Source organism: Amycolatopsis sp. NPDC033938, assembly GCF_055575975.1.
The window spans coordinates 270,708-294,156 of record NZ_JBVIRO010000006.1 but is presented as its reverse complement, the minus strand read 5'-3'; the positions used below and the strand labels follow the sequence as shown (position 1 = coordinate 294,156).

Below are 23,449 nucleotides of genomic sequence, written 5' to 3'. Positions count from 1 at the left end.
CAGCTCCTGACGGGCATCGGCCGCGCGAAGCGCCGGTGCCCGTCAGGGACCAACCCCGTATCGGTATCGGTATCGTCGGCCTGGGAGTGTCTCCATGCGAATGCGTCGAACGGTCGCTGTTCTCGCCATCGCCGCGTCGGTTCTGACCCCGGCGACGGCGGAAGCCGCGCCGTCGGGTGGTGGCCGGCCGCACGCGGTCACGTTGACCGAGTCCTCCCTGCAAGGGGTGCACGGCACGGCTCCCGACGTCACGGTCCGCAACGTCCTCACCGTCACCGGGAACGGGGCGGCGCTGCGTATCCGGCTGGGCAATCCGTTCGGCGGCACCCCGCTGGTCGTGCGGTCGGCGTGGGTCGGTTTGCAGCCCACGACGCATTCGCCCGCCCTGGTGCCCGGTTCGAATCACCGTGCCACGTTCGGGTTCAGACGGACGGTGACGGTGCCGCCGGGCGGCACTGTCTGGAGTGACCCGCTGCCCATGACCGTGCGGTCCGGCGACCACGTCGCGGTGAGCGTGTACGCGCCGGGGTCGCCGATCAACGACCACACCTTCCCGCCGCCGGAGACCAACACCCCCGGTTCGTTCCTGTCCGCCGGACCCGGTGACGCGGGATCGGACGAGTCGGGGACCGCGTACGGTGCTTTCTCGCCCGGCAACCTGTGGTGGGTGGACGCCGTCAGCGCCGTCTCCGCCGCGCGCGGCACCATCGTGACACTCGGCGATTCGATCACCGACGGCTACAACGCCTTCGGTGGCGGCCCGCGCTGGACCGACGTACTGGCGGCGCGGATCGGGCAGCTGCCGCCGGGTCGACGGCTCTCGGTGGCCAACGCCGGCATCAGCGGGAACACGGTCAGCGTCCAGCCGAACCCGTACGACCCGACCAACCAGTGCTGCGGCCCGCCCGCCCCGTTACGGCTCGACCGTGACGTCCTTTCACTGCCCGGCGTGAGCCACGTACTGCTCTTGGAAGGCACCAACGACCTCGGCGGCGGCGACCACGCGCCGGCCGCGCCCGCGGCACAGGTCATCGACGCCATGCGGACCATCGCGGCGAGGGTGCACGCCGCCGGGCTGAAGATGATCGGTGCCACCGTCCTGCCGATGTGCAACGCTGCAGGCGGCTCGAAGGAGCAGGCCCGCCTCGCGGTCAACGAGTGGATCCGTACGTCCGGGACGTTCGACGCGGTGCTGGACTTCGACGCCGTGATGCGCGATCCCGCCGATCCGACGGTGATCCGTCAGGCCTGGCGGAGCGACTGCTACCACCCGAACGCCGCGGGCGACCGCGTCCTGGGCGAGTCGATCGACCTGTCGGTGTTCGGCCTGCCCCGGTCCGCCGCGCTCGCGCCTGCCGGTGAGCAGCGCCTCGCCGGGTAACCGGTGGCGATGGTGGTGCTCGGCTTCATGCCGGTGACCTGAGCGCGTGTCCTTGAGCAACATCCGAGCCGGCCCTTGTGTCCATGAAGGAATTGGGACACTCAACGTCCCAATTCCTTCATGGACACGCTAGGCGGCCCGCCGAATCGCCGGTGGGGTTTCAACCCCGCGAGCCAGGCCGCAGGCACGAGCAGGTCCGAAGAGAAGGTTCGCTTCAAGCCCTTTGCTACTCACGACCCCCTGCAGAACCGCGCAGAGCGTCATCAATCGGACGCTAAGCCTCGAAGATCAGTAACGCGGCGCACCCCCCTCAGCAGGGAGCTACCTGCCCGCCGCCAGGCAGCGAAGGCCTCCTTGAGGGGCTCGCCTTTGCTTACCCACTGGTGTGGAGCTTGTGCGGGTTGCCGGTGTGGTCGGGTGGGGAAGATTCCGGCCGTTGAGCGTCCGGAATCTTCCCCGCTCGGTCACCGGTCCACCGGTCGTGATCAAGATGCGAGACCGGACGACGATGCCCGCCGCGCTGACGGAGCCGACAGCGTCAGTACCTCCGGCTGCGGAGCCGCGCAGCAGCCGCTGCTCGTCGCCGCTTCGGCCGGTTCGTCGAACAGGCCCGAACCGCCGCAGACGCCGGTCTCGGTCATGCGCAGTTCGACGCGCGCGGCGGCGTCGTGGTCTCCGGCGAGCTGCGCGGCGATGCTGCGCACCTGCTCGTAGCCGGTCATGGCCAGGAACGTCGGTGCCCGGCCGTAACTCTTCATCCCGGCCAGGTAGAAGTCCCTCTCCGGATGGGCGAGTTCCTTCGCGCCGTGCGGGTACACGGTGCCGCAGGAGTGCACGTTCGGGTCGATCAGCGGCGCGAGGGCGACCGGTGCCTCCAGCGTCGCGTCCAGGCCGAGGCGGATCTCGGAAAGCCAGGTCAGATCGGGACGGAACCCGGACAGGGTCACGACTTCGTCCACCTGCTCGATCCGCTGCCCGGAGGACGAGACCAGGGACAGGCGTCCATCGCCGTCGCGTTCGACGACCTCGGTGCGGAACCCGGTCACCACCCTGATCTGCCCCGAGTCCACGGCCGCCTTGGCGCGCAGCCCGAGCGCGCCTCGTGCGGGGAGCTGGTCGGCCTCGCCGCCGCCGAAGGTGTTGCCCACCGCGCCACGTCGCAGGACCCAGCTGATCCGGGTGTCGTCGTTCGCCAGTCCGGACAGCGCCACCAGCGCGGTCAACGCCGAATGGCCGCTTCCCGCGACCACCACGTGTTTGCCCGCGTACCGCGTCCGCACCGTCTCGTCGGCCAGATTCGGGACCCGGTAGGCGATCCGGTCCGACGCGGCACGTTCTCCCACCGCCGGAAGCCCTTCGCCGCCCAGTGGATTCGGGGTCGACCAGGTGCCGGACGCGTCGATCACCGCCCGGGCGGTGACGCGTTCCTCGGAACCGTCGGCGGACCGGACGTGCACCGTGAACGGCTCGTCGTCGCGGCCGCTGTCGACGACCCTGTCCCGTCCCCGGCGCGCCACCCCGATCACCTCGGCGCCGAACCGCACCCGGTCGGCGAGCGCCTCGGCCAGCGGACGCAGATACGAACCGGCCCACTCCGAACCCGTCGGATACCCCTCGCTGCCGGGTCGCGTCCAGCCGGTCTTCTCCAGTAACCGCCCGGCAGCGGGGGCGACGAGTTCGGACCACGGCGAGAACAGCCGCACGTGATTCCACTCCGCCACGTCCGCGCCTGCCCGCGCGCCTCGTTCCAGCACCAGTGGTTCGAGGCCTCGCTCCACCAGTTCGGCGGCCGCCGCCAGCCCTACCGGACCGGCCCCGATCACCACGACAGGCAGCTCGTTCATCCCCATGCACCTTTCATCGATCCATCTCGATTAAGTCGATGCGGGGGACTGTATCGACCGGCGTCGATTGACGCAACCATCGATTCTGGTCGATACTGTGCGGTATGACCTCGGTTGTGCCCGTTCCCCTTGCCGGTCTCCTGCCCGAGCGTGAAGCCGCGACCTACGCGGGGTGGTTCGCCTGCCTCGCCGAACCGACGCGGGTCAAACTCCTGCACGCCGTCGCGACCTCGCGCAGAGGGCTGACCGTCGGTGCGCTGACCGAGATACTCGGGACCAGCCAGTCCACCTGTTCCCACCACGTGCGGAAACTGGCGGAAGTCGGCTTCCTGCACCTGCGCAAAGAGGGCACGGCCACGGTCGTGACGATCAACCAGGCCTGCTGCAGCGGACTCCCGCACGCCGCCGACGCGGTCATGGGCCTGCTCGCGCCGCGTCCGTGCTGCCCGGACAACTTGCCGGAGGACGTCACCATCCGTGCCCTTCGCGACGACGACCGGGATGCGGTTCACCGGCTCCACGGCGAGGGGATCGAGGGGGAAGGGCTGCCCGGACATCGTTGGGTCGCCGAACTCGATGGCGAGGTCGTCGGCTGGACCGCCGCGATTCCGGTCTCGGCGGGCGGGTGCTACCAGGGTGTCGCCGAGACGTCGGTGTACGTCGGCGAAGGTCATCGCGGCCGAGGTGCGGGGAAAGCCTTGCTGTTCAAACAGGTCACCGAAGCCGACGCCGCCGGGCTTTGGACACTTCAGACTTCGGTCCTCACCGACGATCGCGCCGGTATCGCCCTGCACCAAAGTGCCGGCTACCGCACCGTCGGCATCCGCGAACGCGTCGCGCGGCTCGACGGCGTTTGGCATGACGCCGTCTTCCTCGAACGCCGCAGCCCGGTCAACTAGCTCCGGCGTGGACCAGGTCCCGTGGCGGCGGGACCCGGCGCGTTACGCGGTGACGAGCGAGAGGCCGTAGGTCTGCAGGATCTCGTTCACCGGCTGGAACCAGGTTTCCCCGCCGGATCCGCAGTTCCCCCAGCCGCCGGAGGTGACTCCCTGCGCCTGGTCACCGGTGATGAAGGAACCGCCGGAATCGCCGGGTTCCGCGCAGACGTTGGTGCGAGTCATCTGGTAGACGGCGCCCTGCGCGTAGTTGACGGTTTCGTTGTGCCCCAGCACCGTCCCGCAGTGCCAGTGCGTCGTCGAACCCGACCGGCACACCGAAGTGCCGACAGGCGCGACCCAAGATCCTCGGACGAGTGCGTCGCTCACCGTGCCCCAGCCGAGGACGACCGGCGCGGTCCACCAGCCGTTGCCGATCCGGATGAACGAATAATCGTTGCCGGGGAACGACGAACCGGAGAAGCTGCCCATCGCCGAGCCGTCCCAGCCCACGACCGAGCTGCCGGCTCCGCCGCAGTGGCCGGCGCTGACGAAGCCACCGTGGACGGAGAATCCGATCGAGCAGCGGGTGTTCCCGTTGATGTAGTAGGGATCCCCGCCGACGGTGCCCGCCGCGAACGGAGCGGGCGCCGGTGCTGCGACGACGGTGATCGGCCCGGATTTCCTTGCCGTGGCGAGGAAATCGTCGAGGTCGGCACCGTGTGCGCCGGGACGTACGGCGACCACCACGGTGCCGCTGCGGGTGTCGGTGCGCCAGCCGCTGACCGCGGCGGGAGCGGGTTTGGTCTGGACCGACGAGTCGATCGCGGCCTTCGCGGCGTCGAGTTTCGCCGCGCTGACCGCGACAGTGGCCGGTTCGGCACCGGCTCGCCGGACGGCGGAAGCGGCCGCGGGGTCGGTCACCCCGACGACGAGCTTGCCGCGGGCCGGATCGAACCAGGCGCCGCCGAACGCCGCGCCCGCGGCGTCCCGCGCGGCGGGCATGACCCGGGTGGCGGTCATTTCCTGGGCGAGCCGGGTTTCCGCCTGTGCGGCGGTGAGCCCCAGATCCCGCTGCATGGCGGCGATCAGCCCGGGTGACGCCAGTGCGACGGGAGCGAGGACGGCGGCCGTGAGGCTCGCGGTCAAGGCGGCGGCGCCGCCGAGTGCCAGGGCGATTCTTCGACGCATGGAGGACTCCTTCAAGGTCGGGGGAAAGAAACACACTGCTCGCCGAGTGTGCGGCCCTGGTGTGGAGCGAGTCGAGAATTGTCCGGTCTTCTGTCCGGACTTCCGAGATCCCTTGCCGGCCAAGGGAAGAAAGTTCTTCACCGGCTTCGCCGCGACAGTGGCGACAACATTCGCGCCATCCGCCCTGATGCGGCAACGACTTCGGGGTTCGCGGTACCGTATGGCGGTGATGGGGGGAGGAGGGTTCGTTGGTGATGATGATCGTTGACCGCAGAAACCTTTGCCGCCGCCTGAACTGCGAGGACGCGGAGTTCTGGCTGGGGCTGTGCGCCCCGCATTGGGCGCGCTGGCACGACGGGCTCGATGCCCTCGACCAGTCCGACGACGAAAGGCCCGCCCCGCCGCGCAGCGTGTTCACCGCTCCGGTTCAGGCGGGCAGTGTGTCGCGGCGCGCACGGGCCGTGACCGGGATGTCGTACGAAGTCAGCGCCTGACGCGTCGGTTCACCGGCAGGCGTGGATACCGGCGAGGACGGCGCTCAGACTGGGAAGCCACCGCTGCCGCGGGTCGGGCGCCGTCACCCATTCCGGCGAGGAGTCGACTCGCCGGTTCCCGACCGGCAGCGGGAGCAGCGCGCCCCCTGCGAGCACCTCGACGTCCCTCGGCAAGGCGGAGCGAGGGGGAATGAGGCCGTCGGTCTCCGCGAGCATGGCCACGCGCCGCCCCTGTCGTGAGGGGACGACGAAAGCGGGCCCGTCGCAGCCGGTGGCCGCGAGACGGTCGAGGACCGGTCCGGCGCTGAGCTTGGGGAGCGTCGCGGCGCAGATCCCGTTCTCCAGCGCCAGGAACGGCCGGGACCCCAGCCATTTCACCGACCAGCCGAAGAGTTTGCCGTAGTAGGCGTCGAAGTCTTCGGCGGTCGCGTCCCGCAGTGTGGACTCGGTGGGCTGTACCTGCTGGTCGAGGGTCATCGTCGACGCCTTCAGCTCGGCGGAGTGGGGTACCTCCCAGCCTAACGGCACTGAGTGTCACTAGCAAGCCGGACTGTTACCGTTCCGGCCATGACGGATTCGTCGCGTCGCACGCCGGTGACCCGGGTCGGGGCGACCCCCGCCGGACGACGGCAGCTGCGTCGCTCGCTGGCCTCCGCGGCCGTGGACCTGTTCGTGGCACACGGCTACGAGGCCACCACCATCGACGAGATCGCCGCCGCCGCGGGGATCGGGCGCCGCACGTTCTTCCGGTACTTCGACGCCAAGGACGACGTGCTCTTCGCCAACCACGACGAGATCGTGGCGGAGATGGAGGAGGCCTTCGCCGCCGCCGATCCCTCGCGGGACCCGGTTGAGGTGGCCTGCGCCGCGGTCAGCCTGGTCCTCGATTCCTACGCCGCCGACCTCGACGGCTCCCTCAAGCGCTTCACCCTGACCCGTACCGTGCCATCGTTGCGGGACAAGGAGGTCGCGACCGTCGACCGCTACCAGCGCGTCCTCGCGCGCTACCTGCAGCGGCGGTTCGAGGAGCAAGGCGACACGATGGCGGCCTTGCGCGCGGCCGTGGCCGCGGCGGCGATCGCGGCGGCCAACAACCACGTACTCCGCCGATGGTTGCGCAGTGGCGGCCAAGAGGACATCGAGGCCGGTGCCGCCGAAGCGTTCGCGCTGGTCATCGACGCGTTCCGGACCACCCGGCCGTCGACGGGCGGCGGCGACGGAACGGTGGTCGCGGTGATGAGTTCGTCGGCGTCCTTGCCCGAGGTGATCGCGCAGGTCAGCGCGGCGCTGTGCAAACAAGAGAGGGGCCAGGGCGACGGCAAGACGGCCGCCCCGAATTGACACTGAGTGTCATTGGGTGGCCGGAACGCTTCCGAGGCGGTGGACCCGCTTGGCGGGAGTCCGCTCCGGGACCGCGGTCCAGCCGGTCGCGGTCTCGCGCCGGGCAGGACGAGTTCGAGTCCGGCGCTGGTCGTCGCGGGCGGCGCGGAGTCTCGTCGGCACGGTCGCTTCCACGCGTTCCATGGCCAAGGTGAAGGTCATGATCACCATCGGTGTCAGCAGCGCCATCCACATGATCAGAGAGGTACCCGGCCGGCCCCGGATTCAATCGGCGTCCATCGTTCGTGGGGGTTCCGCCGCTCAGCGGAGCGCGACGGTGAGCAGGACGGCGCTGTCGACGAAAGCGGTCAGGCTGTGCCGCTCGGGCGGGACGGCGGTGAGCTGACCGCGGTCGAGGAACCGGTCGTGGTCGTGGGTGCTCAAGCGAACCCGTCCGGTGACGACGTGCAGCGTGGCGGCCGGGGGCGAGTCGTGCTCCGCCAGCTCGGCGCCTTCGGCGAGCGCGATGAGGGTGACTCGCTGGGCGACCCCCGCCACCAGGGTCTTGGCGGCGCGCCGGGAGTGGTGTTCGCGAGCCTTCAGGAGCAGCTCGGCGGCCAGGACTTCGACGTCCGCGACTTCGGGACGGTCGTTCATGGCGTCGAGCGTAGTGGCCGGCCGGCGCGGTCGCAGATCGTCGGCGGGGTTTCAGCCGCCGGCGCGCTCGGCGAGGACGGCCGCGAGTGCCGAGGCGAGCCGGGCGACCGACTGATCGTCGTCGTGGGCCAGCCGCCGCAGGACGTCCCGCGCGGCGCTCGTCGGCATTTCGGCGAGTGCTTGGGTGAGCCGCATCCGCGCGGCGGGCTCCGCGTCGGGCGCGGAGAGTGCGTCGATCAGCGCGCCCATGATCCGGTCCGCGCACCCCGGGGCCGAGGACAGCGTTCCCAGGACCTCGGCCGCCTCGACGTCGTTGGTGCCCTCGACCACCATGCGGACGAGTGACGGCACGGCCGAGGTCTGGCCACGGTTGCCCAGTGCCAGAGCGGCCTGTTTGCGGACCGTCGTGTCCGGGTCCTCGAGCGCGTCCGTGAGCACCTGGGTCGCCTCGGCGTCGGGCAGGTCGGCGATCGCGAGGATCGCGCGCCGCCGGACGTCGACGTTCTCCGAACGCGCTCCGGACACCAAACTCGCCAGACCGTCGGCGCCGGCTCGGGCGAGGGCCCACCGCAGGGCGCCGGCGACGTTCGGATCGGATTCGGTGAGGACCGCCCCGGCCAGCAGCTCGGCGGGAACCGGCACGTCCTCGGCCGGGGCGAGGACGGCCTGCTGACGGCGTGCGGCATCGGGGGAGTTGAGCCCGTGCAGGAGCTGGACGATCCGCAAGACGTCCTGCCAGTCGAAAGGCGCCGAGGCGTCGACAGAGCGGAGCCGTTCGAGCAGCTCCTGCTCCCGCTTCAGCCTGTCCTCTGTCCTCCGGATGAGGTCACCGACCAGCGTGGACGGCGCGAACGCGGGATCCTCCAGCGCGCGTCCGATCTCGCTGAGCGACATGCCGAGGGACCGCAGGCATTCCACGTGGAAGATCCGGCGGATGTCCTCGGCGGAATACTCCCGATAGCCGCCGACGGTGCGACCTGTCGGCCGCACCAGCCCGAGGGTGTCGTAATGCCTGAGCATCCGGGCACTCACCCCCGAGCGGCGCGCCACCTCGCCGATCAGCATGTCGCTCCCTCACTGCCCTTCCGCGCCGAGCGCGACGATCCGTTTCGCCTCGTCGAACCCGGCGTCCGGGTCGCGAAGAAGCCGCTCCGTGGCACGGGCGTGCGCACAGACCGCGAGGTCCTCACTCGCCAGTCCCTTGCGCAGGACGGGCTCGATCACGTCCCCGAGCGCGGTGAGCGCTCGGCTGAGACTCAGTCTCACAGTACGGTCGCCGCGACCGAACTCCGCCGCCAGCTCGACGGCCAGTCCGTCCCGCTCCCCGTCGGGGACGAGGACGACAGCGGCACGCCAGGCGCTTCGGGCCACCTCGTCGTCGGCGTCGTGCAGCAAGGACCGCGTGATCGCGGGCCACACGGCCTTGTCCCCGATCTTGGACAGCGTGTGCAGGGCCTGGCTCCGGGCCTGAGCGAGCTCGGAACGCAGCTCCGCGCGGAGTTTGGGCACCGTGACCGCCGAGGGCAGCCGGGTCAGCGCCCAGGTGAGCATGTCCCGCACGAAGAAATCGGGCTCGATCGCGCACCGTGCCAGCAGGACGTCGGCGAAGCCGGGATCCGGGTGCGTGCCCGCCGCGAGCGCGGCCTTGAGCCGCGTCGACGAGTCGTCCGCGCTCAGCGCGTCGAGTAGCCGCGTGTCCTGTGGGGTCTTGGGTGTCGTGTTGATCGTGACCACCTCCTGCACCCAGTGAAGACGTTGTCACGGTGTCAAGGTCAAGTCCGCGAAAAAAATTCTGTCCGGGATGTCGAGACCGGCGGGACGGCTCCGTCCCCGGGGCGGATGCGGCCGGAGTGGCCGCACGGACAGGGAGGACAGCCATGCGAAAGCTCGTAGTCCAGCAGTGGGTCACCGTCGACAACATCGTGGCGGAGGAGGACGGTGGGCTCGGCTTCGTGACGCCGGAACCGTTCGACGACGAGGTCACCGACAATCCCTTCCAGAACACCTTGATGGGATTCATCGATTCGGTCGACACGCTGATTCTCGGCGCCAACACCTACCACGCGGCCAAGGACGGCTGGGCGAACGCAGAGGGGCAGGGCGAGTACGGCAGGAAACTCAACAACCTCACCAAGTACGTCGCTTCGTCGAAACTCGACGAGGCTCCTTGGGGTGGCTTTCCCGCCGCGACCGTGACGCGCGATCCCGCCGCCACCGTCCGGGAGCTCAGGGAGCAGGACGGCAAGGACATCTGGCTGTGGGGGAGTTTGACACTCATGCGCTCGCTGCTGGACGCCGGTCTCGTCGACGAAGTCCGGATGCTGGTCTGCCCGGTCTCACGCGGCAAGGGGACGCGCCTTTTCGAGGACCGGCGAGACCTGAAGCCGATCGAGGCCACCTTGTTCGAAAACGGACTGACGATTCTGCGCTACGAAATCAAGAAATAACGCAGCGGTCTACGGGCGAGTCAGCTGGGTCAGGAATTCGTGGTTGGTCTCGGTTTTCCGGAGACCACCGAGCAGGGTCTCGATGGCGTCGTCCCGGCCATCGAGGGCCCGGCGAAGAGCGCTGACGGCGGCTGTTTCGCCCGCGGAGACCAGTAGGTCCTCCCGGCGGGTGCTGGATTGCGCGAGGTCGACGGCCGGCCATACGCGTTTGGTCGCCAGCCGCCGGTCCAAGCGCAGTTCCGCGTTGCCGGTGCCCTTGAACTCTTCGAAAATGACGGTATCGCCGGTGGAGCCGGTATCGACCAACGCGGTAGCGAAAATGGTCAGCGAGCCGCCGTTTTCGATATTGCGCGCGGCGCCGAGGAACCGTTTCGGCGGGGTGAGCGCGGTGGAATCCACGCCGCCGGAGAGGATGCGGCCGGAGGCCGGTGCGGCCAGGTTGTAGGCACGGCCGAGCCGGGTCAGCGAGTCCAGGAGGACCACGACGTCCTGGCCCTGTTCGACCAGCCGTTTCGCCCGCTCGATGGCGAGTTCGGCGAGTGCGGTGTGCTCGGCGGGCGGGTGATCGAAGGTGGCGGCGATCACCTCTCCGGGTACCGCGCGCGACAAGTCGGTGACCTCTTCCGGTCGTTCGCCGACCAGCACCAGCATCAGGTGGCATTCCGGGTGGTTCTTGCTGATGCCGTGCGCAATCGCTTGCAGCACCGTGGTTTTCCCGGCTTTCGGCGGTGCGACGATGAGGGCGCGCTGCCCCTTGCCGACCGGCATCACCAGGTCGATCACTCGGGTGGTGAGGGCGTGGGACTCGGTTTCCAGCCGCAGTCTTTCGTTGGGGTAGAGCGGAACGAGGTCGGCGAAGTGGGGTCGGCGCCGCACCGGGTGCGGGTCGCGGCCGTTGACCGCGGTCACCTCGTCGTTGTCGCCGAGGCAGATCAGGTCGCCGCGGCGCAGGCCCAGGGCGCGGACCACTTTCTGCGGGACGGGTACGTCGCCGGGACCGGGCAGGTAGCCGTCCGCCCGGACGTGTGCGCGGTCGCGCACGATATCGAGTATTCCGTTGATGGTCATGATGAAGTTCTTTCTGTACTGGGAGAAACGGCGAAGACACGCCGGAAGAAACCTTCAAGGTGAGAAGGGAACTGAGAGATGCTCTCGCGGGAGGCTCTGCCTGCATCCGCCAAGAGGAACATCGCAACGGTATCCCAGCCGGGAGTCGCCGCGCAACCCGGTAAGCCCGGGCGCGACTGCGCTGGCATTGGGGGGAACCTGTCCACGTATGGGTGGCCGGACGCGATTTTCCTTGCCAGCTCGGGTAAAAGGGCGAAGGGTCGGTCATATCGAGGGTGTTGGTTGATCCGGTGCCCTCAGCCATGCGGCACCGGGCAATGGCCCCAGACTCCGGTCATCACACCACCTCGCAGGTCCGTGGCATCAGTCGCGGACTCCCTCATGGGTGGAAGGTTGATCATGACGTCGACAGCACGTATCAGCACGGCGGGCCGGGCGGGCCGGGCCCTGATCGGTTTGGGTACCGCGGCGGGGTTCGCGCTTCTCGTACCGGCCCAGGCATGGGCACTGCCGCCGGGGTGTACCCAAACCGGCGACAACTTCACCTGCACCGCAGGGGTTCCCTCCGGGCAGGTACTGGACGGCACCTCGGCGAACAACATCATCACCATCACCGGCGGTGCCGTGAACGGCACGGTGAACGGCCTCGGCGGTAACGACACGATCAGAGTCACCGGCGTCGCCGGTGTGGCGGGCGGCAACGGGCCTCCAGGAGCGGCCGGGGACGCCGGCACCCCCGCGGGTTCCGCCGGAGGCAACGGCGGCGCCGGGAGCGTCGGCGGCGCCGGCGTGGGGACCGGCGGTGTCATCGACGGCGGGGCCGGTACGGACAGCATCACCGTCCTCGGCGGTGCCGGAGGTCAGGGAGGCAACGGTGGCGTGGGCGGCGCCGGATTCGCCAGTGGCGCCGGTGGTGCCGGAGGCAGCGGTGGCGTCGGCGGGATCGGCGGTGCCGGGAACGCCGGGAATGTCACCGGTGGTGCGGGCAACGACACCGTCGTCTTCACCGCGGGCAAGGGCGGCAACGGTGGTCTCGGTGGGCTCGGGGCCAACAGCGGCATGGTCGCCGGTGGCGCGGGTGCCGGGGGTATCGGTGGCGCGGGTGCGGCCGGTGGCGTCGGGAACTCCGGAACCTTCACCGGTGATCTCGTCGATGCCGGTCTCGACAACGTGACCGCCAACGGTGGTGCCGGGGGTGTCGGCGCGGCCGGGGGTGTCGGCGGTTGCGGACACGGCGGCGGTGCCGGGGGTGTCGGTGGTGCCGGGGGAGCCGGTGGTGTCGGGAACGCCGGGACCATCAGCGGTGGTGCCGGAGTGGACACGCTCAAGAGCAATGGCGGACTCGGCGGTAACGGTGGCGTGGGTGGCAAGGGCGGCAACGGTTCCGCCGCTGTCCAGCCTGGTGGTGCCGGCGGTGTCGGTGGCGCCGGCGGTGCCGGCGGGATCGGGAATTCCGGCACGCTCACCGGCGGAACCGGTGTCGACAGCATCACCGCCACCGGTGGCAAGGGCGGCAACGGCGCCAACGGTGGTAACGGTGGCACCGGTTGCAGCGGTCCCGGCGGTCCTGGTGGCATCGGCGGCGCCGCGGGCGCGGGCGGTCTCGGGAATTCCGGGACCATCAACGACGGCGCGGACACCATCGCCACTCCGTCCGGTGCGAGCGGTCTCGCGGGCGCCAGTGGCATCGCGGGCGTCAACAACGGCGGCGTCTGCACCTGCTGACGGGTAGACCAGCGGTAACAAACGAGCGGCGGCGACATTTCCGGTACATCGGAGATGTCGCCGCCTTATAGGGTGGCGCGGTGACGAGTTTTCCCGCCGCGGCTCGTCGGGTTCGCGACACCGACCTGGCGCCGCGCGACAGGTTTCTGTCGCTGCGAGAGTGCGTGTTGTGTTTCGCGCCGTACGGCTTCCGCGCCACCTGGCACCACTTGGTCGTCAGCGCGGACGGGCGGGAGGGGGTCGCCGAGGGCCCGCTGCCACTGCTGCGCATGGTGGGCGAACTGGAGGAAGCCCGCTTCGTCTGGCGGGCGCAGGTCGAGGCCTACATCGCGCGCCGCCGCCGGGAGAAGGCCGCCGGGCACCGGACACCTCCCCGTGCCGACCGGTGGCGTAGCTGGGCCGGAACGATCGCCTACTGCCCCGACTTCGAAAGACACCCGACAGACCGGTTGGCCGTCGTGGTCCGGCGGGTGATCGCAGCCTATGACTCCGGGGTCGATCCGGCGGAGACGTGCCGCGCTTGTGGACAGTCGCTGGCCGCGGACTTCCCCTGTCTCGTTTGTGGCGTAGACCCTCGACTTTCCGCGCATCGCCCCGAGTTCCAGACCTTGCTCGCGCACCACCGATGGCGCGAGTTGTGGTTGCGCGGCAGAACACGCGCGGCACTGTGAAGCGGCCGCCGCTCGTGTCCCGAAGGAGAACCCGCATTTGTGTAAGGGGCTTCGCGACACGCTCCGACGTGATCCAGAGGCGCTGATCGGGAGCGGGGACGGCGCGAGCCGATTGGCCCGCGCCGTCCCCGCGGTTCACGCTGCCTTCAGTCCCTCGACGAGGCTTGTCGTCGCCCTGCCGAGGAGCGGGGAGGGATCGTCACCGACCCGGGCGAAAAGCCCGGCGGCGATGGTTTCGTCGAGACTCGCCAGGAACCCTGCCACGTCGCCGTCCAACCCCGAAGCGATGAGCCCGAAAACCAGGATGCTCGCCTCAGCCACGGTCGTGGAGAGTGATCTGGTAGCCGTCGGGGTCGGCGAAGGTGAACGTCCGGCCGAAGGGGCCGTCGATCGGTGCGGAGACGATGGTGTGGCCGTCGGCGACGAGAGCGTCGTGAATGGCCTGGACGTCGGTGGCGTGGAGCCAGATCGCGGCACCGATGCCGGGCTGGGGGACCGAGGCGAGATCGGTGCCGGGAATGACCTCACGGAGAGCGAAGGCGATCGGCTTCGTCTCGAACACCACGGCGTGCGGAGGTCCGGCCTGCGAGCGGACGAGGCCGAGGTACCGCTCGTAGAACGCCTGCGAAGCGTCCAGGTCGCGCGCTTGCAGTGAGAGGAAGTCGGGGCCGGTGGCTGGCAAGATGCTGCTCCTTCTTTTCGTGTCAGGTTCCTGACACGAAGCACTGTATGTCAGAATACTGACATGAGTCAAGACGGGGTCGACCTGGACAAGTCACTGGGCTACCTGCTGAAGGAGGCGTCAAGCGCGTTGCGCGCGGCCATGGAGGAGGTGCTGCGCCCGCTCGGGATGAGCGTGACGCACTACTCCTGCCTCGAACTCTTGGCGCAGCGGCCGGGCTTGTCCAATTCCGAGCTCGCGCGGGGCGCGTTCGTGACCCGGCAGTCGATGAACGTGCTTCTCCAGACCCTGGAGCGAGAGGGCCAGGTGATCAGGCCCGCGGAAGCGCCCGTCGGGAAGGCCCTTCCCGCGCGGCTCACACCTCGCGGCAGGCGGAGTCTGGAGAAGGCGACCGCGGCGGTCCGGTCCGTGGAGGTCAGGATGCTGGCAGGCTTGAGCGAGACCGAGCAGGCAAACGCGTTCCGGATCCTGCGGAGCATGGTCCTTTCCCTGCGCGAAGGCTAACTCGTTCGCCGGGTCACCAGGGCGACGCCGACGGTCGCGAGGCCGAATCCGAGGAGCGCGCCAGGGGTGAGGCGCTGGTCGAGCAGGGGCGCTCCGGCGAGGGCGGTGACAGGTGGGACGAGGAACAGGTAGCTGGTGGCGCTCGCGCCCGGCTGGCGTTCGAGGAGTGAGAACAGCAGCACGAAGGCGGCGATCGAGCCGATGAGGGCGAGCCAAATGACGGTGCCGATGGCGACCGGGGTGAGCGGGAGAGCGAAGCCGCCGGAGACCGCGGTGAGCGGCGTGATGCCGATGGTGGCGGCGGCCAGTTGGAGGAACATGCCGGTGCGCAGGTCCATGTGCTCGCCGAATCGCTTCTGGTAGAGCGTGCCTCCTGCGGATCCGGCGAGACCGCCGACGGCCGCGAGGATGCCGGTGGTCGTGCCGAAGCCGGCGAGGTCGGTGCTCACGGCGGCGGCGACTCCGGCGAAGCCCAGGACGAGTCCGATGATTTGCCAGGGGTGGAGGCGTTCGGCGAACAGAGGGACGGCTGCCGCGGCGACGACCAGTGGTGTGGCGTCGGTGATCAGTGAGGTGATCCCGGCGGACACGCCCAGCTGGAGCGCGAGGAAGACCCCGGCGAATTGGCAGGCCTGCAGGAGGAACCCGGTGACGAACAGGTGGATCCACGCGGCAGGCCTGCGGGGCCACGGTGCTCTGCTGAGAAGGACGATGGCGCCCAAGACGGCCGTGGCGACGAGGAATCGCCAGAACCCGAGGGTGCCGGGGGCGACGGTTCTGGTACCGATGGTGCCGACGATGAACCCGCTGCTCCACACGCAGGTGAACAGGACAGCGAAGCCTGCTTTCCACCACACGCCCGCGGGTGGCGAGGTGCTGGGCCGCACCGCCGTGGCCGGTTCGGCGGGATAGGCCGACGATCCCACGGCTCCGCCTCCCTCGTTCGCCGATGGGTCAGGGGTACCCCGCTCCGCTACGGCGTATGCGACCTCCTCGCCGAGGACAGTGTCAGCGTGAGGCCCGCAGGTACTCCCGGTTCAGCCTGGCGATGCTGTCGAACGGTATTCCCTTCGGGCACGACGCCACGCACTCGCCGGTGTTGGTGCAGCCGCCGAATCCTTCGTCGTCCATCGCGGCGACGAGGTCGAGCACGCGCTGTTCCCGTTCGGGCTGTCCTTGCGGTAACACGTTCAGGTGGGTCACCTTCGCCGAGGTGAACAGCATCGCCGACCCGTTCGGGCAGGCCGCCACGCACGCGCCGCAGCCGATACAGGTGGCGTTGTCGAAGGCCAGCTCGGCGTCCGGTTTGGGGACCGGCGTGGCGTGCGCGTCCGGGGCGCTGCCGGTCGGCGCGGTGACGTAGCCGCCTGCCTGGATGATCCGATCGAAGGCCGATCGGTCGACGACCAGGTCTTTGACCACCGGGAAACCCTTGGCACGCCAAGGTTCCACGTCGATGACAGCGCCGTCGCGGAACGCCCGCATGTGCAACTGGCAGGTCGTCGTCCGCTCCGGACCGTGTGCTTGCCCGTTGATGACCACCCCGCAGGAGCCGCAGATCCCCTCCCGGCAGTCGTGGTCGAACGCCACCGGCGTCTCACCGCTGGTGATCAGGTCTTGGTTGAGGACGTCCAGCATCTCCAGGAACGACATGTCCGGGCTGACATCGTCGACGGCGTAGGAGACCATCCGCCCGCGTTCCTCGGGTCCGGACTGGCGCCAGACGCGCACGGTGATTTTCACGTGTAGCTCCGTTGCGTGGGGTGAACATGGTCGAAGGTCAGTTCTTCCTGGTGCAGCACGGGTTTCTCGCCGTACTCCCAGGCTGCGACGTGGCTGAAGCGGGTGTCGTCCCGCAACGCCTCGCCGTCGGCGGTCTGGTGGTCCTCGCGGAAGTGGCCGCCGCACGACTCCTCACGCACCAAGGCGTCCAGCAGCATGAGCTCGGCCAGTTCGAGGAAGTCCGCGACGCGGTTGGCCTTCTCCAGCTCCTGGTTGAGCTCGGTGGCCGTGCCGGGGACGCGGACCGAACGCCAGAACTCCGCCCGTAGTTCGGGCACGCGGGCCAAGGCTTCGCGTAGTCCCCTCTCGGTGCGGGACATACCGCAGTGGTCCCACATGAGCAGGCCCAGTTCACGGTGGAAATCGTCGACGGTCCTCGTGCCGTTGACCGAGAGCAGCCGGTCCAGCCGGTCCCGGGCTTCGGTTTCGACCACCGTGACCGCCGGATGCGTGGGACTGATGGCGTCGAGCGAGGTGCCGCCGAGATAGTCGTTGATCGTGGTCGGCAGCACGAAGTAGCCGTCCGCCAGGCCCTGCATCAGCGCCGAGGCCCCGAGCCGGTTCGCGCCGTGGTCGGAGAAGTTCGCCTCGCCGATCACGAACAGTCCGGGGATGCTGCTCTGCAGGTCGTAGTCCACCCACAAACCGCCCATCGTGTAGTGGATCGCGGGGTAGATGCGCATCGGGACCTGATACGGATCCTCGGCGGTGATCCGCTGGTACATGTCGAAGAGGTTGCCGTAGCGGGCCTCGATCGCGGGGCGGCCGAGGCGGGCGATCGCGTCGGCGAAGTCCAGATACACGCCCAGCCCGCCCGGCCCGACCCCGAAGCCGTCGTCGCAACGGTTCTTCGCCGCCCTGGACGCGATGTCGCGCGGCACGAGGTTACCGAAGCTCGGATACATCCGTTCCAGGTAGTAGTCCCGCTCGTCTTCCGGGATCTGCCCAGGCGGCCGGTTGTCGTCCCGGCGCTTGGGCACCCAGATCCGGCCGTCGTTGCGCAACGACTCGCTCATCAACGTCAACTTCGACTGGTGCTCGCCGGTGCGGGGGATGCAGGTGGGGTGGATCTGCGTGAAGCACGGATTCGCGAAGTAGGCGCCGCGGCGGTGCGCGCGCCAGATCGCGCTCGCGTTGGAGCCCTTGGCGTTGGTGGACAGATAGAACACGTTGCCGTAGCCGCCGGTCGCCAGCACGACGGCCTCGGCGAGATGCGTCGTGACCGCTCCGGTGATCAGGTTTCTGGCGACGATTCCCCGCGCGCGGCCGTCCACGACGATCAGGTCCAGCATCTCCGTGCGGGCGTGCAGATCGACGCCGCCGGCGTCGATCTGCCTGGACAGCGCCTGGTAGGCCCCGAGCAGCAACTGCTGACCTGTCTGGCCCCGGGCGTAGAACGTGCGCTGGACCTGCACGCCGCCGAACGAGCGCGTGTCGAGCAGGCCGCCGTACTCACGGGCGAACGGCACTCCTTGGGCGACGGCCTGATCGATGATCTGCGTGGAGATCTCCGCCAACCGGTACACATTGGACTCCCGCGATCGGAAGTCACCGCCCTTGACCGTGTCGTAGAACAGCCGATAGACGGAGTCGCCGTCGTTGCGGTAGTTCTTCGCCGCGTTGATCCCGCCCTGCGCGGCCACGGAATGCGCCCGGCGAGGAGAATCCTGGAAGCAGAACTGCGTCACGTGGTAGCCCTGCTCGGCCAGCGTCGCGCCGGCCGACGCGCCCGCGAGCCCGGTGCCGACCACGATCACCCGATGCTTGCGCCGGTTGGCGGGATTCACCAGTTTGGCGGTGAACTTCCTTTCCGCCCAACGCCGCTCGAGGTCGGTGTCCGGTGCTTTGGTGTCGGCGATGGGGGAGCCGACGCTGTGCTCGATCATGGTCAGGCCACCAATCCGGTCATCACGGCGATCGGGACGGCGAGAAAGCCGCCGGTGATCACCACGGCCACGAGAGTGCCGACGGTCTTCATCTCGGGCCTTGCGGAGCCCAGTGTGCGGGCCGCGCTCCAGAAGCCGTGGTTGAGATGCAATCCGAGCATCAGCTGCGCCACGATATAGATCACGTTGACCCACCAGACGCTGAAGTCGGCGACGATGTTGTGATAGGGCTGGCCGTCGACGTAATCCCGGTTGGCCACGCCCACGGTCAGGTCCAGGATGTGCCAGACCACATAGACCGCCAGCGTCGCGCCGCCCCAGCGCATCGTGCTCGTGGCGAAACTCGCCCGTGCCCGCTGCCGGTGTACGTACCGGACCGGTCTCGCCTTGCGGTCCCTGATGGACAGTTGAGCGGCGGCGGTGATGTGCAGGACCACCGCGACGACCAGGCCGACACGCATGATCCACAGGAAGACCCCGTACGGCAGCACGGGCTCGCCGATCGTGCGCAGCCAGGCGGCGTACTCGTTCATCGCGGCGGCGCCGAGGAAGACCTTCAGGTTGCCCAGCATGTGTGCGAACAGATAGGCGACCAGCCCCAGGCCGGTCACCGCCATGACGGTCTTCTTCCCGATCGTCGACGCCCAGAACCGGCCGATCGCCGAGGGTTTTCGTGGTGGGACAGCGAGTTCCGTGGACACCTGACCGACGCTAGGACCACGTTGACCAGAGGGCAAACAGAAGAAAAGTCTCATCACCATAGGCTGTGTCTATGATGGTGTGGTGCAGTTCCATCAACTCGCCTACTTCGTGGCCGTCGCCGACACCCGGCACTTCACCCGGGCCGCCGAGCAGATGCGGGTCGCCCAGCCCTCGCTCTCACAGCAGATCCGCGCGCTCGAACGCGACGTCGGCGCCGAGCTTTTCCACCGGATACGGGGAAATCTCTCGCTGACAGAGGCGGGGGAGACGCTGCTTTCGTACGCCAGGCGCATCCTGGCCGACACCGAATCCGCCTACCAGGCCGTGCGGGAACTCGACGAATTGGGGCGCGGGCGAGTGCGATTGGGGGCCACTCCGAGCCTGTGCACCGGTCTGCTGCCGTCGATGCTCGCGGGCTTCCGTGCCGCCTACCCTGGGATCGAGCTCACACTGCACGAGAGCGGTTCGCGCGACCTGCAGACCGATTTGTCCGAAGGCGCGCTGGATCTCGCGTTGATCGTCGACTCCCGGCTGCGGGACCAGAGCCGGCTGTCGACTCAGCCGCTGCTGATCGAGGAACTGGTCGTGATCTCGGCCAAGGACCGGCCGGCGCCGGTACGCCGCGCGCGGATGCAGATCCTCGATCTCAAGGACAAACCGCTGGTGATGTTCCGCCGCGGCTACGACCTGCGCGACGCGACCATCAACGCCTGTCGTGCCGAGGGATTCGAACCGTCGTTCGCCATCCAGGGCGGTGAGATGGACGCCGTGCTGGAGTTCGTCCAGGCCGGGATGGGGATCGCTGTCGTCCCGAGCACCGTGGTCAGGGACAGGTTCCGCGTGACCCGCTTCGCCGAGCCGGGGCTCAGCCGGGTCGTGCGGCTCGCCGGCCGCGAGGATGTCGAACCGTCCAAGGCCGTACGGGCTCTGCGCGACGCGGTCACCGGCTATCTCGCCAATGCCGCCGCCCTTCCCCGAGGCACCCGGTCTCTCCTGCGACAGGGGTGAGCCTTGGCTATCGCCTGGCGAGGCCCGCGACATCGTGGAGTTGGTAGACAGGACGGGTGAACAACTTCTACCACCTGTGCTTCGTCGTCCGGGATATCGAGCAGGCCACCGACGACCTCACCCGCACCTTGGGCGTGGCCTGGAGCCCAGTCCGGGCGGGCACCCTCGGGGACTGGGACTACCGCATCGTGTTCTCCGTCGAGGGGCCGCCGTTCTTCGAGGTGATCCAAGGCCCCGCGGGCAGTCCGTGGGATGCGACCGACGGTTCCCGATTCGACCACATCGGCTACTGGTCCCAAGACGTCATGACGGACAAACAGCGCCTGGCGGATCGAGGCGCACCGATCGAGTTCGACTCCTGCCCTTACGGTCGCTCCTTCACCTACCACCGTCTCGACAGCATCGGTGCCAGGGTGGAGTTGGTCGACCTCGCGGTCCAGCCCGGATTTCGGAGCACCTGGGCGCCCGACGCGACGGCGATGCCGCCGCTCGACTTCGACGAGCCGGGCCCTGGCTAATGCTCGCGAGCGAGTTCAGTCCGGGCGGTGCGAGCCGGGCGAGCAGGCGGATCATCGGCGCGGTGACCGAGGCTTCTTGGCAAGTTTCGAATACTCGGCATTCGTAATCGCGGCCGAGCTCTTCCTCAGCCGACAGGGCGTCGAGTATCACGGGAGCACGACTGTTCAGCGTCGCGGCTTGGCCTCACCGGTTTCTTCCCGCCTCTGTCGAGTAGTTTCGGCTTCCGGGGAAGAATTGAGACATCCATCCTGTTGTGCGGTGCGTCCTTTCATGGCCTGCGCGGGTGGATCTTACTGTCTTTCAGTGCTTTGACCTGCGGTTTTTCGTCTTCGGTGGCGGCGCGAAGGAATCTGTCCGGTTTTCTGTTGCGGGGGTCGAGGTTTCGTGTCTTCTGAGCCGGCCCGATAGCTTCGAATTCATGGAATGGAGCTTTCAGGCGGCCGAAGAACTTGTCGCCGCGTTGCGGACCGGTGCGGTGACGTCAGTGGAACTGACCGAAGAGGCGATCGCCCGTATCGAACGCGACGACAAAGTGATCAACGCGATCTGTGTGCCGGACTTCGACCGTGCGCGGGCCGCCGCGCACAATGCCGACCAGGCCCGCGCACGTGGTGAGGACCGGCCGCTGCTCGGTGTTCCGGTGACGGTCAAGGAGTCCTACAACGTCGCCGGGCTGCCCACGACCTGGGGCCTGCCGCCGCACCGGGACTACCTGCCGCCCGAGGACGCGGTACAGGTGGCGCGACTCAAAACCGCCGGTGCGGTGATACTCGGCAAGACCAATGTGCCGTTGGGGCTGCAAGACATTCAGAGCTTCAACGAGATCTACGGCACCACCGACAATCCTTGGGCGCACGGCCGCACGGCGGGCGGGTCTTCCGGCGGCTCGGCGGCGGCGCTGGCGTGCGGTTTCGGGGCGCTCTCCATCGGCTCCGATCTGGCCGGTTCGCTGCGCACCCCCGCGCATTTCTGTGGTGTCTACGCGCACAAGCCAACTCTCGGGCTGGTGGCCACGCGCGGTATGGTCCCGCCGTCCGAGCCGGCGTTTCCCACCGACCTCGACCTCGCCGTGGCCGGTCCGATGGCGCGCACCGCCCGCGACCTCGCGCTCCTGCTCGACATCATGGCCGGACCCGACCCGCTGACGCGCGGTGTGGCGCACCGGTTGGCGTTGCCGCCCGCCCGCCACGAGCGACTCGGTGATTTTCGCGTGTTGGTCATCGACGAGCATCCGCTCATTCCCACCGGGGCAGCCGTGCGTGCGGGCGTGGACCGGGTGGCCGCCGCGCTCGTCGACGGCGGTGCTCGCGTCGAACGGCGCAGCCCACTGCTGCCTGATCTGACCGAAGCCGCGACGCTCTACATGCAGTTGTTGATTTCGGGCTCCGTCGCACGTTTCCCCGTCGAATCGGACGAGCAGCTGCGCGCCCGGGTCGCCGGACTGAGCGCGGACGACCAAAGCCTCGAGTCGGTGCGGCTGCGCGCGATGCTGTTCAGCCACCGCGATTGGCTCGAGGCGAACAACCTCCGCGAGCTCCACCGCCACGGCTGGCGGCAGCTGTTCACCGAGTTCGACGCCGTGGTGTGCCCGATCACGCCGACGCCCGCGTTCCCGCACGACCACGACCCCGATCCGCTGGGACGACGTGTCGACATCGACGGCGTCGAATACCCGTACTTCGACCAGCTCGTCTGGGCGGGCCTTGCCACCATGCCCGGTCTGCCCTCGACAGCCATCCCCACGGGCCGCTCGCCCGAGGGTTTGCCGGTCGGCGTGCAGCTCATCGGTCCGATGTTCGAGGACCGCACCCCGCTGCGGCTGGCCGAACTGCTGGAGCGGAAGATCGGCGGCTTCCAGGCACCGAAGTAGGGCGTACTGGCCTGCGTGCTCTGCCCGTTCCGGGAGGCGACCTCGTAGCATCCGCGGGGTGAGCGTGCCGGACCTGGGGGAGTGTGGTGGTCCATCGGGTGGATCAGGAACTTCGTGGCGGCTTCGGCATCGGCGAGGTTTGTAGGCTGAGGTGATGGACGCGGAATTGGCTCGCGAGCTGGAGCGGGTGGGGGCGGTCGCTCTGCGGGCGACGGCGTGCGCCCTGGCCTGGGTGGTCGCGCTGGTGGTCCTGCTGATCTCGCACGGCAGCGACCTCTTGTCTGTCGGTGCGTCTGTGGTGATGGCGGTATCGGTGTGCTTCACGCCGGGGGCGGTGCTGTGGTGGATGCGCTATGAGTCGGTCCGGCGCACCGGCTGGCGAGTTGTGACGGCCCAGGCGGTGATCGTGCACGAACCAGGAGGGTGCCTCGCCGCCGTTGCCGCGCTCGTCGGGTCGGGGGTGGATCCCGGGCGGAAGCTCGACTACGTCGTGCGGTACCGCGACGGTGAGGGTGCTCGGCTGCGAGGTGGAGCCAGCTTGTGGCACCGCCCTCCGCTGCCGGCGTTCGATCGCGCGCAGCCTGGATGGGTCGGTGGCACGGGCCGCTCGTGCGTCGTCCTGTTCGCCGGTGGCGGCTGGGGACCCCGCCGTCCGCGTGCCGTGCCCGCGACGTTCCTCGCCGACCTCCCCGCAGGCGCGCGGTAGGCGGCGGGCACCGAGCTCAGGCGCGGGCCGCTTGTGGTGAAGCAGGCCGTCGCCGCGATCCGGCAACGCCCCAGCACCGTGGTGCCGGCCGGGGAGCGCCTCCGGATGCGGAAGAGC

At 69.0% G+C, this 23,449-nt stretch carries 25 protein-coding genes and 1 pseudogene; 12 read left to right on the top strand and 14 right to left on the bottom strand.

Annotated features, from left to right (window positions below):
• The first annotated feature begins 94 nt into the window (after positions 1-94).
• The gene (locus tag ACZ5ZX_RS19080; RefSeq protein WP_465503321.1) at positions 95-1,381 is read left to right on the top strand and encodes a GDSL-type esterase/lipase family protein; all 1,287 of its coding nucleotides are present in this window, start codon (positions 95-97) and stop codon (positions 1,379-1,381) included.
• Between the two features lie 485 nt (positions 1,382-1,866).
• On the opposite strand, the gene ACZ5ZX_RS19075 is transcribed toward ACZ5ZX_RS19080, so the two are convergent.
• On the bottom strand, positions 1,867-3,225 hold the full coding sequence (locus tag ACZ5ZX_RS19075; protein WP_465503320.1) for an FAD-dependent oxidoreductase: 1,359 nt from the start codon (positions 3,223-3,225) through the stop codon (positions 1,867-1,869).
• Between the two features lie 104 nt (positions 3,226-3,329).
• Between ACZ5ZX_RS19075 and ACZ5ZX_RS19070 the strand changes: the two genes are divergently transcribed.
• Entirely contained in the window at positions 3,330-4,124 is a 795-nt protein-coding gene (locus ACZ5ZX_RS19070) for a helix-turn-helix domain-containing GNAT family N-acetyltransferase (RefSeq protein ID WP_465503319.1), read from the top strand.
• Between the two features lie 42 nt (positions 4,125-4,166).
• Here the strand turns inward: ACZ5ZX_RS19070 and ACZ5ZX_RS19065 are convergent, their stop codons facing one another.
• Complete coding sequence (locus ACZ5ZX_RS19065; RefSeq protein ID WP_465503318.1) at positions 4,167-5,291, bottom strand: S1 family peptidase; 1,125 nt, start codon at positions 5,289-5,291, stop codon at positions 4,167-4,169.
• 254 nt (positions 5,292-5,545) lie between these two features.
• On the opposite strand from ACZ5ZX_RS19065, the gene ACZ5ZX_RS19060 reads away from it, so the two are divergent.
• Positions 5,546-5,785: a hypothetical protein gene (locus ACZ5ZX_RS19060; RefSeq protein WP_465503317.1), complete on the top strand. Its 240-nt coding sequence runs from the start codon at positions 5,546-5,548 to the stop codon at positions 5,783-5,785.
• Between the two features lie 9 nt (positions 5,786-5,794).
• Here ACZ5ZX_RS19060 and ACZ5ZX_RS19055 read toward each other — a convergent pair whose 3' ends face one another.
• Positions 5,795-6,313 (bottom strand): glycogen operon protein GlgX, encoded by a 519-nt coding sequence (locus ACZ5ZX_RS19055; RefSeq protein WP_465503316.1) that lies wholly within the window; start codon positions 6,311-6,313, stop codon positions 5,795-5,797.
• A 39-nt stretch (positions 6,314-6,352) separates the two neighbouring features.
• On the opposite strand from ACZ5ZX_RS19055, the gene ACZ5ZX_RS19050 reads away from it, so the two are divergent.
• Positions 6,353-7,126 carry a TetR family transcriptional regulator gene (locus ACZ5ZX_RS19050; RefSeq protein WP_465503315.1) on the top strand — a complete coding sequence of 258 codons (774 nt, stop codon included), beginning with the start codon at positions 6,353-6,355 and terminating at the stop codon, positions 7,124-7,126.
• A 9-nt stretch (positions 7,127-7,135) separates the two neighbouring features.
• Here the strand turns inward: ACZ5ZX_RS19050 and ACZ5ZX_RS19045 are convergent, their stop codons facing one another.
• From ACZ5ZX_RS19045 to ACZ5ZX_RS19030, 4 genes are all read right to left on the bottom strand, one after another.
• Positions 7,136-7,354, bottom strand: a complete 219-nt coding sequence (locus ACZ5ZX_RS19045) for a hypothetical protein (RefSeq protein WP_465503314.1) — start codon at positions 7,352-7,354, stop codon at positions 7,136-7,138.
• Positions 7,355-7,426: 72 nt separating this feature from the next.
• Positions 7,427-7,762 (bottom strand): cupin domain-containing protein, encoded by a 336-nt coding sequence (locus ACZ5ZX_RS19040; RefSeq protein WP_465503313.1) that lies wholly within the window; start codon positions 7,760-7,762, stop codon positions 7,427-7,429.
• A 51-nt stretch (positions 7,763-7,813) separates the two neighbouring features.
• Positions 7,814-8,827, bottom strand: coding sequence for a HEAT repeat domain-containing protein (locus ACZ5ZX_RS19035; protein WP_465503312.1), 1,014 nt, complete (start codon positions 8,825-8,827; stop codon positions 7,814-7,816).
• 9 nt (positions 8,828-8,836) lie between these two features.
• Complete coding sequence (locus tag ACZ5ZX_RS19030; RefSeq protein ID WP_465503311.1) at positions 8,837-9,496, bottom strand: HEAT repeat domain-containing protein; 660 nt, start codon at positions 9,494-9,496, stop codon at positions 8,837-8,839.
• Between the two features lie 143 nt (positions 9,497-9,639).
• On the opposite strand from ACZ5ZX_RS19030, the gene ACZ5ZX_RS19025 reads away from it, so the two are divergent.
• Complete coding sequence (locus ACZ5ZX_RS19025) at positions 9,640-10,209, top strand: dihydrofolate reductase family protein (RefSeq protein WP_465503310.1); 570 nt, start codon at positions 9,640-9,642, stop codon at positions 10,207-10,209.
• A 9-nt stretch (positions 10,210-10,218) separates the two neighbouring features.
• Here the strand turns inward: ACZ5ZX_RS19025 and ACZ5ZX_RS19020 are convergent.
• Positions 10,219-11,283 (bottom strand): annotated as a pseudogene (locus ACZ5ZX_RS19020) (transcription termination factor Rho, short form); the annotation flags it as partial.
• Between the two features lie 393 nt (positions 11,284-11,676).
• Between ACZ5ZX_RS19020 and ACZ5ZX_RS19015 the strand changes: the two are divergent.
• Together ACZ5ZX_RS19015 and ACZ5ZX_RS19010 are read left to right on the top strand one after the other, a co-directional pair.
• Positions 11,677-13,002 (top strand): hypothetical protein, encoded by a 1,326-nt coding sequence (locus ACZ5ZX_RS19015; RefSeq protein WP_465503309.1) that lies wholly within the window; start codon positions 11,677-11,679, stop codon positions 13,000-13,002.
• A gap of 80 nt (positions 13,003-13,082) precedes the next feature.
• Positions 13,083-13,673: a hypothetical protein gene (locus tag ACZ5ZX_RS19010; RefSeq protein WP_465503308.1), complete on the top strand. Its 591-nt coding sequence runs from the start codon at positions 13,083-13,085 to the stop codon at positions 13,671-13,673.
• Positions 13,674-13,808: 135 nt separating this feature from the next.
• Here ACZ5ZX_RS19010 and ACZ5ZX_RS19005 read toward each other — a convergent pair whose 3' ends face one another.
• Entirely contained in the window at positions 13,809-13,994 is a 186-nt protein-coding gene (locus ACZ5ZX_RS19005; RefSeq protein WP_465503307.1) for a hypothetical protein, read from the bottom strand.
• Positions 13,987-14,355: a VOC family protein gene (locus ACZ5ZX_RS19000; RefSeq protein WP_465503306.1), complete on the bottom strand. Its 369-nt coding sequence runs from the start codon at positions 14,353-14,355 to the stop codon at positions 13,987-13,989. Before ACZ5ZX_RS19000 ends, ACZ5ZX_RS19005 begins: the two co-directional genes overlap by 8 nt.
• A 63-nt stretch (positions 14,356-14,418) precedes the next feature.
• Here ACZ5ZX_RS19000 and ACZ5ZX_RS18995 point away from each other — a divergent pair, with 63 nt between their 5' ends.
• Positions 14,419-14,859: a MarR family winged helix-turn-helix transcriptional regulator gene (locus ACZ5ZX_RS18995; protein ID WP_465503305.1), complete on the top strand. Its 441-nt coding sequence runs from the start codon at positions 14,419-14,421 to the stop codon at positions 14,857-14,859.
• Here ACZ5ZX_RS18995 and ACZ5ZX_RS18990 read toward each other — a convergent pair.
• From ACZ5ZX_RS18990 to ACZ5ZX_RS18975, 4 genes are all read right to left on the bottom strand, one after another.
• The gene (locus tag ACZ5ZX_RS18990; protein ID WP_465503304.1) at positions 14,856-15,785 is read right to left on the bottom strand and encodes a DMT family transporter; all 930 of its coding nucleotides are present in this window, start codon (positions 15,783-15,785) and stop codon (positions 14,856-14,858) included. The two genes, ACZ5ZX_RS18995 and ACZ5ZX_RS18990, sit on opposite strands and share 4 nt — an antisense overlap.
• Positions 15,786-15,867: 82 nt before the next feature.
• On the bottom strand, positions 15,868-16,602 hold the full coding sequence (locus tag ACZ5ZX_RS18985; protein WP_465503303.1) for a succinate dehydrogenase/fumarate reductase iron-sulfur subunit: 735 nt from the start codon (positions 16,600-16,602) through the stop codon (positions 15,868-15,870).
• Complete coding sequence (locus ACZ5ZX_RS18980) at positions 16,599-18,527, bottom strand: fumarate reductase/succinate dehydrogenase flavoprotein subunit (protein ID WP_465503302.1); 1,929 nt, start codon at positions 18,525-18,527, stop codon at positions 16,599-16,601. Before ACZ5ZX_RS18980 ends, ACZ5ZX_RS18985 begins: the two co-directional genes overlap by 4 nt.
• A 2-nt stretch (positions 18,528-18,529) precedes the next feature.
• The gene (locus ACZ5ZX_RS18975) at positions 18,530-19,228 is read right to left on the bottom strand and encodes a succinate dehydrogenase cytochrome b subunit (RefSeq protein WP_465503301.1); all 699 of its coding nucleotides are present in this window, start codon (positions 19,226-19,228) and stop codon (positions 18,530-18,532) included.
• A gap of 82 nt (positions 19,229-19,310) precedes the next feature.
• Here ACZ5ZX_RS18975 and ACZ5ZX_RS18970 point away from each other — a divergent pair, with 82 nt between their 5' ends.
• The 4 genes from ACZ5ZX_RS18970 (at position 19,311) to ACZ5ZX_RS18955 (ending at position 23,332) form a co-directional block, all read left to right on the top strand.
• Positions 19,311-20,237, top strand: a complete 927-nt coding sequence (locus ACZ5ZX_RS18970; RefSeq protein ID WP_465503300.1) for a LysR family transcriptional regulator — start codon at positions 19,311-19,313, stop codon at positions 20,235-20,237.
• A 56-nt stretch (positions 20,238-20,293) separates the two neighbouring features.
• Positions 20,294-20,755 (top strand): VOC family protein, encoded by a 462-nt coding sequence (locus ACZ5ZX_RS18965; RefSeq protein WP_465503299.1) that lies wholly within the window; start codon positions 20,294-20,296, stop codon positions 20,753-20,755.
• Between the two features lie 419 nt (positions 20,756-21,174).
• The gene (locus ACZ5ZX_RS18960; protein ID WP_465503298.1) at positions 21,175-22,626 is read left to right on the top strand and encodes an amidase; all 1,452 of its coding nucleotides are present in this window, start codon (positions 21,175-21,177) and stop codon (positions 22,624-22,626) included.
• Positions 22,627-22,780: 154 nt separating this feature from the next.
• Complete coding sequence (locus tag ACZ5ZX_RS18955) at positions 22,781-23,332, top strand: hypothetical protein (RefSeq protein ID WP_465503297.1); 552 nt, start codon at positions 22,781-22,783, stop codon at positions 23,330-23,332.
• Positions 23,333-23,449: the final 117 nt, after the last annotated feature.

Bases quoted from the DNA above. Each gene is read 5' to 3' on its own strand.
- ACZ5ZX_RS19080 (WP_465503321.1), top strand. From the start codon at position 95: ATGCGAATGCGTCGAACGGTCGCTGTTCTCGCCATCGCCGCGTCGGTT.
- ACZ5ZX_RS19075 (WP_465503320.1), bottom strand. From the start codon at position 3,225: ATGAACGAGCTGCCTGTCGTGGTGATCGGGGCCGGTCCGGTAGGGCTG.
- ACZ5ZX_RS19070 (WP_465503319.1), top strand. From the start codon at position 3,330: ATGACCTCGGTTGTGCCCGTTCCCCTTGCCGGTCTCCTGCCCGAGCGT.
- ACZ5ZX_RS19065 (WP_465503318.1), bottom strand. From the start codon at position 5,291: ATGCGTCGAAGAATCGCCCTGGCACTCGGCGGCGCCGCCGCCTTGACC.
- ACZ5ZX_RS19060 (WP_465503317.1), top strand. From the start codon at position 5,546: ATGATGATCGTTGACCGCAGAAACCTTTGCCGCCGCCTGAACTGCGAG.
- ACZ5ZX_RS19050 (WP_465503315.1), top strand. From the start codon at position 6,353: ATGACGGATTCGTCGCGTCGCACGCCGGTGACCCGGGTCGGGGCGACC.
- ACZ5ZX_RS19045 (WP_465503314.1), bottom strand. From the start codon at position 7,354: ATGGCGCTGCTGACACCGATGGTGATCATGACCTTCACCTTGGCCATG.
- ACZ5ZX_RS19040 (WP_465503313.1), bottom strand. From the start codon at position 7,762: ATGAACGACCGTCCCGAAGTCGCGGACGTCGAAGTCCTGGCCGCCGAG.
- ACZ5ZX_RS19035 (WP_465503312.1), bottom strand. From the start codon at position 8,827: ATGCTGATCGGCGAGGTGGCGCGCCGCTCGGGGGTGAGTGCCCGGATG.
- ACZ5ZX_RS19025 (WP_465503310.1), top strand. From the start codon at position 9,640: ATGCGAAAGCTCGTAGTCCAGCAGTGGGTCACCGTCGACAACATCGTG.
- ACZ5ZX_RS19015 (WP_465503309.1), top strand. From the start codon at position 11,677: ATGACGTCGACAGCACGTATCAGCACGGCGGGCCGGGCGGGCCGGGCC.
- ACZ5ZX_RS18995 (WP_465503305.1), top strand. From the start codon at position 14,419: ATGAGTCAAGACGGGGTCGACCTGGACAAGTCACTGGGCTACCTGCTG.
- ACZ5ZX_RS18980 (WP_465503302.1), bottom strand. From the start codon at position 18,527: ATGATCGAGCACAGCGTCGGCTCCCCCATCGCCGACACCAAAGCACCG.
- ACZ5ZX_RS18960 (WP_465503298.1), top strand. From the start codon at position 21,175: ATGGAATGGAGCTTTCAGGCGGCCGAAGAACTTGTCGCCGCGTTGCGG.
- ACZ5ZX_RS18955 (WP_465503297.1), top strand. From the start codon at position 22,781: ATGGACGCGGAATTGGCTCGCGAGCTGGAGCGGGTGGGGGCGGTCGCT.